We start from the raw sequence: 16,905 nt of genomic DNA, 5'->3' as shown, positions 1-16,905 counted from the left end.
TTTTTGGCCTGGGCAGCGCATAAGGATCTGCGAACGTGAGATCCCGTTCAGTCAGGGTCGGCTGTCCGTGCCAAAAATGTCTGCACCGGGTAATAACGCCGGGGCAGAATTGTATCGACGGTCCGCATTGCGGTCCGTGCTGGGGATTATAGCCGTGGTGGCGAGTGCTTACAATTGCGGCGCTCGACAGACCCGCTTTCGTCCCTGCCGCGATCCCGTACGGCGAGCTTTACGAAGTGAGCGCTTCTTTGGTGAGCATCTCCCTTCCATAGCCGTCCGATTTACATTCGATCACGATCATATGTTGTATCATGTCAATTCTTTACGCACAATAAGTCAAAATTTTAGCTTTATCGGTTAAATAAGGGTGAAATCAGGCAAAACTTTGCCATGATTAACACCACCCTGAACATCAGGACGAGTTACCAGAAGACGTCATGCCCATCTGGACCAGGGGACGGCTATAAAACCAGGAGTAAGCGTGCCACGAATTCATCTTTACTGCATGATCTGTCTGATCGCTGCCGCACCTGCTGTAGAGGCGGCGACCGTGCGATTGCAGGTGACAGGGTTATCCGGGGAATTACAGAAAAACGTGCGGGCGAGGCTTTCGACCATCTCCAGCGATGAAATCTCCGCCGATGGGCGTTTTCGCGCGCGCGTAAGCGAGGCGGTCAAAGAGGGCCTGAAGGCGCTGGGCTACTATGAGCCTACCATCGAGTTTAGCCTGCTCCCGCCGCCGGCAGGCGGTAAAAGACCGCTGCTGGTGGCCAACGTCAAGCCGGGCAAGCCGGTTAAGCTGGCGGGCGAAACGGTGATTATTCGCGGTGAAGGCCGCACCGACGCTGACTATCAGGCTCTGGTGCAGGGCGGCAAAAGCAAAATTGGCAGCGTGCTCAATCACGGTGAATACGACAAATTTAAAAGCTCGCTCAGCAATATGGCCCTGCGCAAAGGGTACTTCGACGGCGACTTTACCAAAAGCCAGCTTGGCGTGTCGGTCGATCGTCACGAGGCGTTCTGGGATATTGATTATGACAGCGGCCAGCGGTATCGCTTTGGCAGCGTCAGCTTTGAAGGGTCGCAGATCCGGGAAGAGTACCTGCAGAATCTGGTGCCCTTTAAGAAAGGCGACTACTACAGCTCGCGCGATCTGGCCGAACTGAACCGCAGACTTTCTGCTACCGGCTGGTTTAATTCGGTCGTGGTCGCACCTGAATTCGACAAATCCCGTAAGACCAAAGTACTGCCGCTGCAGGGCGTGGTCACCCCACGGACCGAAAATACCATTGAAACCGGCGTGGGCTATTCTACCGACGTGGGCCCGCGCGTTAAGGCGACGTGGAAAAGGCCCTGGGTTAACTCTTACGGCCATAGCTTTACCACCAGCGCAAACATCTCCGCACCCGAACAGCAGCTGGATTTCAGCTACAAGATCCCGCTGCTGAAAAGCCCGATCGAACAGTATTACCTGTTGCAGGGCGGACTCAAGCGTACCGATCTGAATGACACCAAAGCAGACTCCTCGACCCTTGCGGCATCGCGCTACTGGGAGTCTTCCTCCGGCTGGCAGCGGGCCATAAACCTGCGCTGGAGCCTGGATCACTTTACCCAGGGTAACGTCACCAATACCACCATGCTTATCTACCCCGGCGTGAGCATCAACCGTACCCGTTCGCGCGGCGGGCTGATGCCGGTCTGGGGCGATTCCCAGCGCTACTCCCTGGACGTCTCCGATACCACATGGGGTTCGGATGTTGATTTCGCCGTGGTGCAGGCGCAGAACGTCTGGATCCGTACCCTGGGAGAAAAAAACCGCTTTGTCGTGCGTGGCAACCTTGGCTGGATTGAAACCAGCGATTTTGAGCGTGTTCCGCCCGATCTGCGCTTCTTTGCCGGGGGCGATCGCAGCATCCGTGGATACAAATATAAAGGCATCTCCCCGCGCGATGACGACGGTAAGCTAACCGGTGCCTCAAAGCTGGCAACCGGATCGCTGGAGTATCAGTACAACGTCACCGGCAAGTGGTGGGGGGCGGTGTTTATTGATTCCGGTGAAGCGGTAAACGACATCAAACAGAGTAACGTGAAAACGGGCGCGGGCTTTGGCGTGCGCTGGCAGTCGCCGGTGGGGCCAATCAAGCTGGATATCGCCCGCCCGGTGGGTGATGACGAAGATCGTGACATACAGTTTTATATCGGACTGGGGCCTGAACTATGAGTCGCTGGAAAAAGGTCCTGATCGGCATTCTGATTTTCATTATGCTGCTGCTGGGCACAATCGCCTTCCTGGTGGGCACTACAACCGGCCTGCATCTGGTGCTGAACGGCGCATCGCGCTGGGTGCCGGGATTGCAGATTAAACAGATCGACGGCGGCTGGCGAAACCTGACCCTCAAAGGCGTGCAGTATCAGATGCCGGGCGTGACGGTTAACGCCGGGGAGTTTCACCTGGCCTTGCAGCTGGGCTGTCTGAGGCACAGCGCATTCTGCGTTAACGACCTCTCCCTGAAAGACGTCAACGTGGCGGTTGATAGCAAAAAAATGACGCCCGCAGCAGAGACGCAGGATAAAGATACGTCGACGGGCGATCTGAGTACGCCTTACCCGATTACGCTTCGCCGCCTGGCGCTGCACAATATCACCGTTAAGGTGGATGATACGGCAATTTCACTGGCCGACTTCACCTCGGGTATGCACTGGCAGCAACGGGCACTGACCCTGATGCCGACCCATATTCAGGGGCTGCTGATTGCGCTGCCTGAGGCCGCGCAGGTGGCCGATAAGCAGGTGGTTCAGCCAAAGGTACAGCAGCCGAAAGCGGATGAGCAGCCGCTGGGTGAGACGCTAAAGGCGATGTTTGCTAAGCCTCTGCTGCCGGAGTTGCCCGACTTCAAAATGCCGCTGGACGTCGACGTACAGCAGCTGCTGGGTGAACAGCTGCGTATTACTGGCGATACCGACATTGCCATCAACCGCCTGCTGGTGAAGGCCAAAACGCAGGATCGCCAGCTACAGCTGGAGACGCTGGCGGTGGATTCGCCTCAGGGACGCCTCAACGCACAGGGAGAGGCTACGCTGGCGGGTAACTGGCCGGTCAGCTTCAGCCTCAACAGCGCGCTGAATTTTGATCCGGTCAAAGGTGAGAAGATCAAAATGACCGTCAGCGGCGGCCTGCGCGAGCAGCTAAACCTGGCGCTCAACCTTTCCGGCCCGCTGCGGGCGCAGCTGGATGCCGGTGCCAGGCTGGCCGAGACCGGGCTGCCTCTGTCGCTTGCGCTACAAAGCGCGCAGCTGCGCTGGCCGCTGAACGGGGAAACCCAGTACCAGGCGGATAACCTGAACTTCAGCTTTAAGGGTAAGGCGACGGATTACGTGATGTCGCTCAGAACCGCCCTGAAAGGGCAGGGCATTCCCCCCGCGACGCTCACCCTGAACGGCAAAGGCGACGTTGAACACTTCTCGCTGGACAAGCTCAGGCTGGCGGCGCTGGAGGGTAATACCGATCTGACGGCGCTGGTGGACTGGAGCAAAGCTATCAGCTGGCGCAGTGAGCTGACGCTCTCCGGGATTAATACTGCGAAGCAGTATCCGGACTGGCCGGCGAAGCTGGAAGGGAAAATCACCACCCGTGGCAGCCTCTATGGCGGCAGCTGGCAGGTGCGCGTGCCTGAGCTGAAGCTGCGCGGCAACGTGAAGCAGAATGCGGTGACCGCCGACGGCTCCCTGTATGGCAACAGCTACAACCAGTGGGATATACCCGGCCTGAAGCTGGTGTTGGGGCGTAATAATCTTGATGTTAAGGGTTCCCTCGGCGACAAGCTGGCGCTGGATGCCAATATAGATGCCGCACACCTCGATAACGCGCTTCCCGGTCTGGGCGGCGTGGTGAAAGGGACGATTAAAGCGCGTGGCGATCTGAAGGCGCCGCAGCTGCTGGCCGACGTGACTGCCGCCGGGCTGCGCTGGCAGGCGCTGAGTATTGCCCGGGCGACGCTAAAAGGCGACGTTAGCTCAGGGGATGAGATTAAAGGCAAGCTGGCGCTGCGCGTCGAGCGGATCAAACAGGATGCGCTCAACCTCTCTCTGGTTACGCTGGATGCCAGCGGCGATGAGAAGCAGCATCAGCTGAAGCTTAATATCAGCGGGCAGCCGGTTTCCGGACAGCTGGCGCTAAACGGCAGTTTTGATCGTCAGGCACAGCGCTGGACCGGGACGCTGAACAATACGCGCTTCGATACGCCGGTTGGGGAATGGCGCCTGACCCGCGCCATCGCACTGGATTATCTGAACGCGAAGCAGACGGTGAGCATTGGGCCGCACTGCTGGCAAAATCCGAATGCGCAGATCTGCGTCCCGCAAACCATTGAGGCAGGCCCATCCGGCCATGCCAAAGTGGTGCTGAACCGCTTCGATCTGGCGATGGCGAAACCCTTCCTCGGCGAAGAGACCGCACTCAGTGGCGTATTCAGCGGTGATGCCGACGTCACCTGGAAAGCTGACGGCGGTCTGCCACAGGGGCGCGTGACGCTGAAAGGTAACGGGGTGAAGGTGGTGCAGGACGTGCAGGGCAATAAACTGCCCATTGCGTTCGACCAGCTAAACCTTAACGCCGGGCTGCACGACGGTCGTGCTCAGCTCGACTGGCTGATCCGCATCGCGAACAACGGCCAGCTTAACGGCAACGTGCAGATTGCCGACCCGCAGGGTAAGCGCACCCTCTCCGGCAACGTTAATATTGCCAGCCTGTCGCTGGCGATGCTGAATCCGGCACTGATGAAGGGTGAGAAGGTCGCGGGCCTGCTTAACAGCAACCTGCGACTGGGCGGAAACCTGCAACAGCCCCAGGTATTTGGTCAGCTGGGCTTGAAGGACGTCGATGTGCAGGGTAGCTTTATGCCGGTCGAACTGACCTCAGCCAGCCTGAACATGGTCTTTAACGGCATGAGCTCAACGCTGGAAGGGCTGATTAAGACCTCCCACGGACAGATTGCGCTTAACGGTGATGCCGACTGGCGGCAGCTGGACGCCTGGCGTGCACGCGTGGCGGCGAAGGGCGATAAGGTCCGGGTTACCGTGCCGCCGATGGTGCGGATGGATGTCTCACCGGACCTGGTATTTGAAGCGACGCCGCAGATGTTCAATCTTGACGGGCGCGTGGATATTCCCTGGGCGCGTATCACCGTGCAGGAGGTGCCCGAAAGTGCGGTGGGCGTATCATCAGACGAAGTGCTGCTGGATAAAGACCTGAAGCCGGTGGCCCCGAAAACCGCGGCGATCCCGATTAACAGTAATCTGGTTATTCACGTCGGAGATGACGTGCGGCTCAGCGCATTCGGCCTGAAGGCCAGCCTGAACGGTGACCTGAAGCTGGTGCAGGATAAGCGCGGTCTGGGGCTGAACGGTCAGATCAATATTCCATCCGGTCGTTTCCACGCCTATGGACAGGATCTTATCGTGCGTAAGGGCGAGCTGCAGTTTGCCGGACCGCCGGATCAGCCTTATCTGAACATCGAGGCAATCCGTAATCCGGAGGCCACGGAAGACGACGTGACCGCAGGCGTTCGCGTAACCGGGCTGGCAGATGAGCCGAAGGCCGAAGTCTTCGCTGACCCCACCATGTCACAGCAGGAAGCGCTCTCTTATCTGCTTCGCGGACAGGGACTGGATGCGAGCGGTAGCGATAGCAGTGCAATAACCTCAGCGCTGGTAGGATTGGGGCTTGCACAAAGTGGTCAGGTTGTGGGTAAAATCGGGGAGACCTTCGGCGTGAGTAATCTGGCGCTGGATACGGCTGGCGTCGGTGACAGTCAGCAGGTCCAGGTTAGCGGCTATGTACTGCCGGGTCTGCAGGTAAAATACGGTGTTGGCATATTTGATTCACTGGCGACGCTAACCCTGCGTTATCGCCTGATGCCTAAACTCTATTTGGAAGCGGTGTCTGGTATCGATCAGGCGCTGGATTTACTTTATCAGTTTGAGTTTTAGCAATGCGAATAATTGTCTACGGCAGCTTGAGACGTAAGCAAGGTAACAGTCACTGGATGACTAACGGCCAGTGGCTGGGCGATCACCAGATTAGCGGCTATGCGCTATACAATCTTGGGCACTACCCCGGCGTAGTGGTGGGAGAGGGTCAGGTGTACTGCGAAGTCTACCGCATTGATGCCTCCACGCTGGGCGAGCTGGATGCGCTACGCACCCAGGGGGGAGAGTATAAGCGGGCGCTGGTGCAGACGCCTTACGGCAGCGCCTGGCTGTACGTCTATCAGCGATCGGTGATGGGAAAACAGCGTATCGACAGCGGCGACTGGCTGCTGCGCGATGCGCAAGGGCAGGCCTGATGGGCTGATAAACAAAAACACCGCTCAGTGAGCGGTGTTTTTTTTGCCCTGAAGAGGATTACTTCTTCGCGGCGCGTTCGAAAGAGGTGATGATTTCAGCTTTTGCTGCTGCTGCATTATCCCAGCCTTCAACTTTAACCCACTTGCCTTTTTCCAGCGCTTTATACTGCTCGAAGAAGTGGGTGATCTGCGCACGCAGCAGCTCAGGAAGGTCGTTCACATCTTTGATGTGATCGTACTCTTTGGTCAGCTTGGTGTGCGGGACAGCGACCAGTTTGGCATCTTCGCCAGACTCGTCGGTCATTTTCAGGACGCCCACCGGACGGCAGCGGATCACTGAGCCAGGCTGCAATGGATGCGGCGTTGGCACCAGCACGTCAACCGGGTCGCCGTCCAGAGACAGGGTGTGGTTGATGTAGCCGTAGTTGCACGGGTAGAACATGGCGGTAGACATAAAGCGGTCAACAAACAGCGCGCCGGAGTCTTTATCAACTTCGTATTTGATTGGATCGGCATTCGCCGGGATCTCAATAACCACATAAATATCTTCTGGCAGATCTTTACCTGCTGGAACCAGGTTCAAACTCATGGTCAATTCCTTCATTCAGTCTTAAATCATGTGTCGCTCATTATAGCCAACTGAATATGAAAGTATCCCCCCTTTTTGGCCTTTCAGAATGCTCCAGTTATGGCGTGATACGTAGGCAGACGTCAGGCAAAAGGTGAGCCAGTAAAGGGCTGCCTGAATGGCCGCCGGGTCAGGCGATAATGCCGCATGCAAATCGCGAGCGCTAAGTGTTGCCGCAGCGCCAGATGCGGCATATAGCCTGTGCCGACCTCACACCTCTTTGTCTGAACGAAAGAGCGCGAGAGTGCGTGATTTTGCTTAAAGTCAAAGTTCATTTTTACTGTTATATAGGCGGATTTTTAGTGGAATTAACTGCTTAACAGGCTTAGGTCTGTGTGAAATCACTGTTAAATTGCGTCAGGAGTGAAGATTTATTCCGCTATCGGCGTGTACGGCATTCTGCGCTTACGCGCCGTCATCACCGTTGAAAACCCCTGAATCCCCTGTTAATTAACTACTTATCACGAATGGATGCCTCCTCTCTCGTCAGCGGGGGAAAAAGTGATCCCTGTCAAAGCTGACGCTCTGTTTAGGTCTCCTTTCATCATCTTTACTAAAGAATGACCACCCGGCTGCCGATACCTTAATCTCTTTTTGGCTTTCAGGCATACCGTCTAATTTAAGGTCATTCAAACCATGCTAAGAAAAATTTCAATACGCACCGGCCTGATCGTGCTGCTTGCCCTGATGACGCTAATGCTGCTTAGCGTCAGCGTGATGGGTATTTTTGCCATTAATAAAGGGAATCGTTCACTTGATGTAGTTAACCGCATTCAGGGAGTGGAACTCAACAGCCTGTTTCTGGCTAATAACAGCCTGCTGCGCGCCAGAGCGAGCGCCGCGCTGGCGACCCGGAAAATGGAAATCGGTATGTTAGACGAATCCAGCGCCATCACCCTGCTGGTAAAAAATAATGTTGCTAACTCGCACGTTGAAATCAAGCGTTTCGTCGACGCCGGGACCGTCACCACTCACGGTAAGGCGCTGGCGGATGCCCTGATTGTCCGCTACAACCAGTATCTGAGCGAAGGGATCGTCCCGATGCAGCAAGCCCTGGAGAAGCAGGATCCTGACGGCTATTACACCCTGCTTGAGGAGAAGCTGGGCGCGCTAAATATTGCCTTTGCTAAAGCGGTGGACGATTTCAGTCTCTATGCCAACCAGGTCACCCAGGCTCAGCTGATGGAGGCGAAAAAAAATGAACGCATCCTCACCGTGCTGATCCTGTTGTGCGGCGTATTGACGATCATTCTGCTGGCGGCGGCCTGGATGCTGCTACGCGCTATCCTGCTCAAACCGCTGAATACCGCCATTGCACATCTTGAGTTTGTGGCTGCGGGTGACCTGACCCGCAGGCTACCTGAAAGCGGGGAGAATGAGCTGGGACGTCTGAATGCGGCCCTGACGGCGATGCAGTCTTCGCTCCAGCTTTCGGTCAGCCGCGTACGGGATGCCAGCCTGCAAATTGACGTGGGCAGCCGCGAACTGGCCTCTGGCAACCTGAATCTCTCACAGCGTACCGAAGAGTCTGCCGCATCGCTGGAGCAGACCGCCGCCAGCATGGAGCAGCTGACCGCTACGGTGAAGCTCAATGCCGACAATGCCAGCCAGGCGCATCAGCTGGCACGCTCAGTCTCAGACAGCGCCGATCGCGGCAGCGAAGTCGTTAGCTATGTGATGGAGAAAATGCAGCAGATTACCAACAGTTCAAAGCGCATCGGCGATATTCTTGGGGTAATCGACGATATCGCCTTCCAGACGAATATTCTGGCGCTGAATGCGGCCGTAGAGGCGGCGCGGGCCGGCGAGCAGGGGCGGGGGTTTGCGGTGGTAGCCGGAGAAGTTCGCAACTTGGCGCAGCGCAGCGCGACCTCCGCCACAGAGATCCGCTCGCTAATTACTGAATCTCAAAGCCGCGTCAGTGAAGGGGCGCAGATGGCGACCAGAGCGGGGGAAACCATGGACGAGATAGCCACGGAGGTGATGCGCGTCACGGAGCTGATGAAAGAGATCTCCAGCGCGTCGCAGGAACAGAGTCGGGGAATTGAACAGGTTAATCTGGCAGTAACGCAGATGGATGAAGTCGCCCAGCAGAACGCGGCTCTGGTAGAGCAGGCGACAGCGGCAACGCAGTCACTCGAAGAGCAGTCACAGCAGCTGGTTCAGTCGATGGCGGCATTCCGGGTGAGTCCAGCCTGATATTACCCCGTTATCCCCTTTAGCCACGGTGGTAAAATCCTGCCAGCGGACAGCGGCGGGCGGTAACCACGGAATAAAAAAACAGGCCGATCGTAAGATCGCCCTGTTTTTGACAACATCCGGCAGCAATGGCCAGGTTTACTGACGCATTCTCAGCTGGCTTCTGTCACCAGGTTTACTGACGCATTCTCAGCTGGCTTCTGTCACCAGGCTAGCTGAGGCATTATCCGCTGACTGCAACCGCCGGAATTGCTGGCGTTATGCCAGGTGCTCAGGCGTCAGGATACTCGCGCAGGAAGCGTTCGGTGTCTTCAACCATATCGGTATTGCCGACAAAGAACGGCGAGCGCTGGTGCAGGGTTTCCGGCACCAGGTCCAGAATACGCTGTGCGCCATCGCTGGCTTTACCACCGGCCTGCTCGGCAAGGAACGCCATCGGATTACACTCATACAGCAGCCGCAGCTTACCTTTCGGGTGGCTGGCGGTGCTCGGATAGAGGTAAATACCGCCTTTCAGCAGGTTACGATGGAAGTCTGCAACCAGTGATCCAATATAGCGGGAGGTATATGGACGATGGGTGGGCTGATCTTCTTCCTGACAGAACTTCAGGTATTTTTTCACGCCTTTCGGGAAACGAATATAGTTTCCTTCGTTGATCGAATAGGTATAACCCGTTTCCGGGAACGCCATTTTTTCCGCACTGAGGCAGAACACACCCAGTGAGGGATCGTAGGTAAAGGCATGCACGCCACAGCCGGTGGTGTAGACCAGCATGGTAGAAGAACCATACACCACGTAGCCAGCTGCAACCTGCTGACTACCGGGCTGCAGGAAGTCCTCTTCCGTCACCGGCGTACCCGGTGGGGTGATGCGGCGATAGATAGAGAAAATCGTACCGACCGAAACGTTAACGTCAATATTCGACGAGCCGTCCAGCGGGTCCATCAGAACAACGTATTTACCGTTCTCGACGCCTTCAAAAATGACAATCTCGTCTTCTTCTTCCGAAGCAATACCGGCCACAATGCCGCGCGCCTTTAGGGCCGCTTTGAGTTTTTCATTGGCAAACAGATCGAGCTTCATCTGCTGTTCGCCCTGAATATTTTCGGCACCGCTGGCGCCCAGAATATCGACCAGTCCGGCTTTATTGATATCGCGGTGAATGATTTTTGCGCCCAGCTTGATGGCGGAAATCAGTGCCGTCAGTTCACCTGTGGCGTGAGGAAAGTCGTGTTGCTTCTCGACGATGAATTCGCCTAACGTTTTCATAACACAATCCCTGAATCTGCGGTTGAGCAGCAGCCTGATTTACAAACTGCCAACGTATGCGTACGCAGTTTAGCCGAATGAAGACGAAAGAACATAGGGCAAATCCGTTTATTCCGTACGGTGAGGGCGTTACACTGTGCGCCGAACTTTCCTGTAAACGGACCTGTTATGCGCATTCATATCCTCGGTATCTGTGGCACTTTCATGGGGGGCCTGGCGACGCTTGCCCGCGCGCTCGGGCATGAAGTGACGGGCTCAGACGCCAACGTCTATCCGCCAATGAGCACGCTTTTAGAAAAGCAAGGCATTGATTTAATTCAGGGTTATGATGTTTCCCAGCTCGATCCCGCTCCCGACCTGGTAATTATTGGCAACGCCATGACCCGGGGCAATGCCTGCGTGGAGGCGGTGCTGGAACGCAATATTCCTTACCTCTCAGGCCCGCAGTGGCTGCATGATTTTGTCCTGCGCGATCGCTGGGTGATTGCGGTGGCCGGAACGCACGGTAAAACCACCACGGCGGGCATGGCAGCGTGGATTTTACAGGCCTGCGGGCTGGAACCGGGCTTTGTTATCGGCGGCGTACCCGGAAATTTCGATGTATCCGCCACTTTAGGAAAAAGCCCATTCTTCGTCATTGAAGCGGATGAGTACGATTGCGCCTTCTTTGATAAGCGCTCTAAGTTTGTTCACTACTGTCCACGCACGCTGATTCTCAACAATCTTGAGTTCGATCACGCCGATATTTTTGACGATCTGCGCGCTATTCAGCGTCAGTTCCATCATCTGGTGCGCATCGTGCCAGGCCAGGGAAAAATCCTGCTGCCAGAGCAGGACCATAACCTGAAACAGGTGATCGCCATGGGCTGCTGGAGCGAGCAGGAGAGTCTGGGCGATGGCGGGCGCTGGCAGGCGAAAAAGCGCGTGCCTGATGCCTCTCAGTGGGAAATCTGGCTGGATGGCGAATGTGTGGGGGAGGTTAACTGGGCGCTGGTCGGCGAGCATAATATGCATAATGGGCTGATGGCGGTCGCCGCTGCGCGTCATGTTGGCATCAGGCCGGAGGATGCCGGGCGGGCGCTGAATGACTTTATCAATGCGCGTCGACGTCTTGAACTGCGCGGCGAAGCGAACGGCATTAAGGTCTACGATGATTTTGCTCATCACCCAACGGCCATTCTCGCAACGCTGACCGCGCTGCGTAGCAAGGTCGGCGGTACGGCGCGTATTCTGGCCGTACTGGAACCCCGCTCCAACACCATGAAAATGGGGGTCAGTAAGGACGACCTGGCTCCGGCGCTGGCCCGTGCTGATGAAGTCTTCCTGCTGCAGCCGCACCATATTCCCTGGCAGGTTTCAGACGTCGCTGAGGCGTGCGTGCAGCCGGCGCACTGGAGTGCGGAGGTGGATACGCTGGTGGAAATGATCGTTAAAACCGCGCAGCCCGGCGATACCATCCTGGTGATGAGTAATGGGGGATTTGGCGGAATTCATCAGAAGCTGCTGGAAAAGCTGGCGCGCTGATTCAGCGGACTGAGCCGGAGCGACCTTTCCGGTGGGCAAAGCAGTCAAAGGGCAAAGCAGTTAAAGGGCAAAGCAGTTAAAGGGCAAAGCAGTTAAAGGGCGGAGGCGACTCCGCCCTTTTTTGTATCGGTGAGCGGCTGGCTAGCGGGACTCGGCAAGCTCGCGCAGATACTGGAAGATCTGGCGGCTGGACTTTGGCGGCTTCTCAGACGCTTTCTCTTTCTGCGCATTGCGGACCATCGAACGCAGCTGCTGGCGATCGGCATGCGGATAAAGCGTCAGCACGTCGGGGATCGCTTCGTCACCCTGTTCAATCAGGCGGTCGCGCAGCATCTCCAGCTTGTGGAAAAGCGCAACCTGCTGGTTGTGGCGATTCTTCAGCTTATCCAGCGCCAGGCGGATCGGCTCTTCGTCGCGCGAGCGCAGCATCTTGCCAATCAGCTGGATCTGGCGGCGGTAGCCCTCTTTTTTGATCTTCTTCGCCAGCTCAATGGCCGCACGAAGATCTTCATCCAGCGGGATCTTATCCAGCGAGTTTTTACTTAACTCGACCAGCTCTGAGCCCAGGCGCTTTAGCTCCTCGGCGTCACGTTTAATTTCACTTTTACTGACCCAGATAATCTCGTCGTCTTCTTCTTCTTCATTATCCGGTACATCATCGAGCCAGTCGTCGGGCTGTTTAGTCATGGGAGGCTCCCTAAAAAAGAGGCTAATGCTATCAGGTTAAGCGGCTACTGCGAAATTGTTCTCCGAGTCTGTTAGACTGAAATGAACCTTAATCACCAAAGAGTCTGGAAATCTGGCGCTTTTACGCGGTCAGAAAGCCCTCTGTTAATTATATGGTAGGTCGATGAAATTACTCTCCCAAGTTGCAGAACAGCGTAAAACCCTCGAACAGGCGGTAGCGACAGCACTCGAACTGGCGAAGGCCAGCACCGATGGAGCGGAAGTCGCCGTGACCAAAACCACCGGTATTGGCGTCAGTACGCGCTACGGTGAGGTGGAAAATGTAGAATTTAACAGCGATGGTGCCCTGGGTATCACCGTCTATCAGCAGAACCGTAAAGGCAGCGCGTCATCGACCGATCTTAGCCCGGACGCGATCAAACGCACCGTGCAGGCGGCCATTGATATTGCCCGCTACACCTCGCCGGATCCTTATGCGGGCCCAGCCGATCGCGAGCTGCTGGCCTTTGATGCGCCGGATCTCGATCTTTTTCACCCTTCCGATCTCGATCCGGACCGGGCGATCGAACTGGCTGCCCGCGCTGAGCAGGCGGCGCTAAAAAGCGATACGCGCATCACCAATACCGAGGGTGGCAGTTTTAACAGCCATGTCGGCATGAAGGTGTTTGGCAACAGTCACGGTATGATCCAGGGTTACAGCTCCAGCCGCCACTCGATCTCCTGTAGCGTGATAGCAGGCGCGGGCAGCGATATGGAGCGTGACTACGCCTACACCATCGGCCGCGCGATGGAGGATTTACAGTCGCCGGAGTGGGTGGGCGAAGAGTGCGCCCGTCGCACCCTGTCGCGTCTTTCACCGCGTAAGCTGTCGACCATGAAAGCCCCGGTCATTTTTGCCGCCGAAGTGGCGACCGGCCTGTTTGGCCACCTGGTGGGGGCCATCAGCGGTGGAAGCGTTTACCGTAAATCCACCTTCCTGCTGGATTCGATGGGCCAGCAGATCCTGCCTGAGTGGCTGACCATTCAGGAGCGGCCACACCTGTTGAAAGGTCTGGCTTCCACGCCGTTTGACAGCGAAGGCGTGCAGACCCGCGATCGCGACATTATTAAGGATGGCGTTCTCCAGACCTGGCTGATGACCAACTATTCGGCCCGCAAGCTTGGCCTGAAGAGCACCGGCCACGCGGGCGGTATTCATAACTGGCGTATCAACGGCCAGGGCGACAGCTTCGATCAGCTGCTGAAGAAGATGGGCACTGGCCTGGTGGTCACCGAATTGATGGGACAGGGCGTCAGCGGTATTACCGGCGACTATTCGCGCGGTGCGGCGGGATTCTGGGTGGAAAACGGTGAAATTCAGTATCCGGTCAGTGAAGTGACCATCGCCGGAAACCTGAAGGATATGTGGCGTAATATGGTCACCGTCGGTAGCGATATCGAAACCCGCAGCAATATTCAGTGTGGTTCCGTGCTGCTGCCAGAAATGAAAATAGCCGGGCAGTAATTTTCCGGCTGCGGTAATTTCTCAGTTATTGCGTACTATTATCAGGGTGGCCTTAGGGTCACCCTTTTTGCTGTTCTCTTTAATAAAAATAATGAAGGGTCTCCGTGCCGGGCTGGAGACGCTAACCCGCCAATCGATAGCAGCATTAAACATGTTGATGCGGGCGACCTCGCGGGTGCTAAGGCGGAGGCTAAAAAATTTGCCGTCACCCGTGATGCCAATCACAAAAAATTTCGCTAAAACGGCAAGGCTTTGCGGAGCCTTTTTTAGTGGCTGTTAAAAGGGATGCTTTTTTTCGGGCCATTAATATTAATTAAATAACGCTTCTATTTTTTATTTAACCTGGCACTAAAAATAAAATCCTAAAAAATAACATTATGTTAATAGCGGAAAATGATCTTATATTTTATATTATGGTCGTTACCCCTTATCATCGTTAGCGCTTATTATTTCCATAAAACCATCTGTAACTCGAGAACGATAAGTTTTTCCTCTGGGTACATGCGTGCGATTAGCACTTAACATCCTGTTTTGAATAATAATGCACGATGTTACCAAAATTTTGTGCAGACTGTGATATTCCTCCGACTGTATCCACCGATCGTGCACGAATTAGCGCTTTTGCGTACTCGATCGTATTTCGGCAGCATATTTCCACTTCGAAACGGAAAAAGTCGTTCTACACACCAGCAGGCAGGGGCGCTATTTTACGGACATCACAAATTCACCAAATTTCCTGGCCGGGAAGAAACGGAAAAAGAGGGACGTAAATTGGACAATGCAGCGGTATCGATTAATACGGCTAATGAAGATCGGGCTATTCAGGCGCTGGCGGAGAAGGTCATGGCGCAGATAGCAGATATTTTTACCGCCAAAAATATATATCCCAACCCGGTTCAGCAGCAAATGTTGACCTCACACGTGCGGGCAATGGCATTGCGTTCGATTACCGGTGAGCCGCTGCCTGAAGTAGAAGCCGATCTGTTTGAAGATATCTCCGCTACATCAATGGCACTGGCACAGCAGGTTGTTGATCTGTTCGGTAACCTGCCCGTGGAGGAAGCCTGGATGCTGTCGGTCCATTTTGAAGTGGCGAAAGAGAATACGGGTCCGGAGTGAAACTGGGGGGAGGACGGCGTCTTGATGGACGCGCAAACCGCTGCGTGGTCGCCACCCCGTCACGCATTTTGTAATTGATAACGACATCATTCATTGAATCAAGGAGCAGACATGTCACAGGTAATCGTGGTCATTGGTGACCGTTTAGGTAAAGGCCAGAAAGTTGCGGCAGGCGTTGAGAAAGCGGGGGGGAAAGCTATCGTCATCCCCGGCGTCGCGGCCGATATGAAGCTGGGTGACGTCATGAAAGCGGAAGGGGCATCCTTTGGCATCTCGTTCTGCGGCAGCGGCGGCGCAGGGTCGATCACCGCACAGAATAAACACGGCTATAAGGCAAAGTATGGGATGCGTTCCGTCGATGAAGGCGTTACCGCTATCAACGAAGGTGCCGTCGCGCTGGGTTTTGGCTTTATGGATAAAGAAGAATTGGGCGAACGTCTGGTTCAGGCATGGACAAAAAAACACGGTGGCTGACCGATGAAGGAGCAATTCACCACGACGGTAAACGTAAGCGGCAAAGGGGACAGTAAGTCCCGCGCCTTTGCTGACGCGTTAAGCCGGGTACAGAACACGCTACTTAAATCGACCAGCAAGGTACTGCTGCGTATTGAACCTCAGGATGTCAGGGTGGTCCGTGCACAGCAGAGCGTCAGAAAGGAGAAATTTTTGTTTTTCTTTCTGGCGAGAGAACGACGGAGTTACAGCGTTGAGCTGGATATTACCGTTAGCGTGACCGTCATCGACGCCGATAAGGTCGATTTCGTCACGAAATAAAGCACTGCCCCAGAGGCAGCAATAATCATGATTTAAAAACGTTGGCGCAAGCCTGAAAGGAAAGACTGATGTTTTTAATAATCTTATTTAAGTCACTCATCATCGGCGGTCTGGTTGGTGTCGGCGTAGGCGCAGGTGCTGCGCGTATGTTCCACGCACCCACCACGCAGGGAATGGGTGCATTTCGTACACTGGGTGAACTCAACTCCTGTGAAGGCGATCCGGCCTCTCACTTCTCTTTTGGTCTGGGTTTTTTCTTTAATGCCTGGGCCTCTTCCGTGGCGGCAGGTTCCTTCACTCAGGATGTCGATCACCGCATTATCCCCCACTGGGGTGCCGCTGCGCTGATGGTGAAAAACCGTAACGTCGCTGAAACCCTCCACGATCCGAAAAAAATGGCGATTGCCTGCGGCATCATCGGCATGATCGTGGTTGCCTTCCTTAATTCAACCGCCTCCGCCGTTCCGGCTGCGCTACAGGTTACCGCCGTTAAGGTACTGGTGCCTGCTGCGAATCTGCTGGTGAATACCGTGATGCCGGTGATCTTCTGGCTGGCTGCAATTGATGCCGGTAAGAAATCGGGATTCTGGGCCACGATTTTCGGCGGTCTTGCCCAGCTTATGATGGGGAATGCCGTACCGGGTCTGGTGCTGGGCATCCTGATTGGTAAAGGCGTTGAAGAGAGCGGCTGGAATAAAGTCACTAAGGTGATGATGGCTGCCATCGTTCTGCTTTTCGTGCTCAGCGGCTTCTTCCGCGGGTTTGACATGAAAATGCTGCAATCCTTCCAGCTGGGCGTGCCGGGCTGGCTGGAAATGATCCATAACGCCATGAGCGGTAAATAAGAGGACGATGA

The 16,905-nt window shown here is 55.4% G+C and carries 13 protein-coding genes; 10 read left to right on the top strand and 3 right to left on the bottom strand.

Annotation, left to right across the window (positions count from 1 at the left end):
* Nucleotides 1-505 precede the first annotated feature (505 nt).
* The 3 genes from tamA to AC4PCC_RS19080 are packed head-to-tail and all read left to right on the top strand — an operon-like array spanning nt 506 to nt 6,344.
* The gene (tamA, locus tag AC4PCC_RS19090) at nt 506-2,221 is read left to right on the top strand and encodes an autotransporter assembly complex protein TamA (RefSeq protein ID WP_197473306.1); all 1,716 of its coding nucleotides are present in this window, start codon (nt 506-508) and stop codon (nt 2,219-2,221) included.
* Nucleotides 2,218-5,988, top strand: coding sequence for an autotransporter assembly complex protein TamB (gene tamB, locus AC4PCC_RS19085; RefSeq protein ID WP_492125569.1), 3,771 nt, complete (start codon nt 2,218-2,220; stop codon nt 5,986-5,988). Before tamA ends, tamB begins: the two co-directional genes overlap by 4 nt.
* A gap of 2 nt (nt 5,989-5,990) precedes the next feature.
* Nucleotides 5,991-6,344 carry a gamma-glutamylcyclotransferase family protein gene (locus AC4PCC_RS19080; RefSeq protein WP_067704098.1) on the top strand — a complete coding sequence of 118 codons (354 nt, stop codon included), beginning with the start codon at nt 5,991-5,993 and terminating at the stop codon, nt 6,342-6,344.
* A gap of 58 nt (nt 6,345-6,402) precedes the next feature.
* On the opposite strand, the gene ppa is transcribed toward AC4PCC_RS19080, so the two are convergent.
* Nucleotides 6,403-6,933 carry an inorganic diphosphatase gene (gene ppa / locus AC4PCC_RS19075; RefSeq protein WP_345830176.1) on the bottom strand — a complete coding sequence of 177 codons (531 nt, stop codon included), beginning with the start codon at nt 6,931-6,933 and terminating at the stop codon, nt 6,403-6,405.
* 675 nt (nt 6,934-7,608) lie between these two features.
* On the opposite strand from ppa, the gene AC4PCC_RS19070 reads away from it, so the two are divergent.
* On the top strand, nt 7,609-9,171 hold the full coding sequence (locus tag AC4PCC_RS19070) for a methyl-accepting chemotaxis protein (RefSeq protein WP_492125568.1): 1,563 nt from the start codon (nt 7,609-7,611) through the stop codon (nt 9,169-9,171).
* A 271-nt stretch (nt 9,172-9,442) separates the two neighbouring features.
* On the opposite strand, the gene fbp is transcribed toward AC4PCC_RS19070, so the two are convergent.
* Nucleotides 9,443-10,441 carry a class 1 fructose-bisphosphatase gene (fbp, locus tag AC4PCC_RS19065; protein ID WP_492125567.1) on the bottom strand — a complete coding sequence of 333 codons (999 nt, stop codon included), beginning with the start codon at nt 10,439-10,441 and terminating at the stop codon, nt 9,443-9,445.
* Between the two features lie 168 nt (nt 10,442-10,609).
* On the opposite strand from fbp, the gene mpl reads away from it, so the two are divergent.
* Nucleotides 10,610-11,965 (top strand): UDP-N-acetylmuramate:L-alanyl-gamma-D-glutamyl-meso-diaminopimelate ligase, encoded by a 1,356-nt coding sequence (gene mpl, locus AC4PCC_RS19060; protein WP_067704088.1) that lies wholly within the window; start codon nt 10,610-10,612, stop codon nt 11,963-11,965.
* A 141-nt stretch (nt 11,966-12,106) separates the two neighbouring features.
* Here the strand turns inward: mpl and yjgA are convergent, their stop codons facing one another.
* The gene (yjgA, locus tag AC4PCC_RS19055; RefSeq protein ID WP_492125566.1) at nt 12,107-12,652 is read right to left on the bottom strand and encodes a ribosome biogenesis factor YjgA; all 546 of its coding nucleotides are present in this window, start codon (nt 12,650-12,652) and stop codon (nt 12,107-12,109) included.
* Nucleotides 12,653-12,815: 163 nt separating this feature from the next.
* Here yjgA and pmbA point away from each other — a divergent pair, with 163 nt between their 5' ends.
* From pmbA to AC4PCC_RS19030, 5 genes are all read left to right on the top strand, one after another.
* Complete coding sequence (gene pmbA, locus AC4PCC_RS19050; RefSeq protein WP_492125565.1) at nt 12,816-14,156, top strand: metalloprotease PmbA; 1,341 nt, start codon at nt 12,816-12,818, stop codon at nt 14,154-14,156.
* An 843-nt stretch (nt 14,157-14,999) separates the two neighbouring features.
* Nucleotides 15,000-15,275 carry a glycine dehydrogenase gene (locus tag AC4PCC_RS19045; RefSeq protein WP_231877596.1) on the top strand — a complete coding sequence of 92 codons (276 nt, stop codon included), beginning with the start codon at nt 15,000-15,002 and terminating at the stop codon, nt 15,273-15,275.
* A 111-nt stretch (nt 15,276-15,386) separates the two neighbouring features.
* A complete protein-coding gene (locus AC4PCC_RS19040) occupies nt 15,387-15,749 on the top strand; it encodes an SFCGS family glycine-rich protein (RefSeq protein WP_067704073.1) in 363 nt (120 codons plus the stop codon).
* A 3-nt stretch (nt 15,750-15,752) separates the two neighbouring features.
* Entirely contained in the window at nt 15,753-16,049 is a 297-nt protein-coding gene (locus AC4PCC_RS19035; protein ID WP_067704070.1) for a DUF4312 family protein, read from the top strand.
* A gap of 68 nt (nt 16,050-16,117) precedes the next feature.
* The gene (locus AC4PCC_RS19030; protein ID WP_067704067.1) at nt 16,118-16,894 is read left to right on the top strand and encodes a DUF4311 domain-containing protein; all 777 of its coding nucleotides are present in this window, start codon (nt 16,118-16,120) and stop codon (nt 16,892-16,894) included.
* Nucleotides 16,895-16,905: the final 11 nt, after the last annotated feature.

The organism is Erwinia sp. L03-1 (genome assembly GCF_058686115.1).
This window is presented reverse-complemented; position numbering and strand designations above follow the sequence as displayed.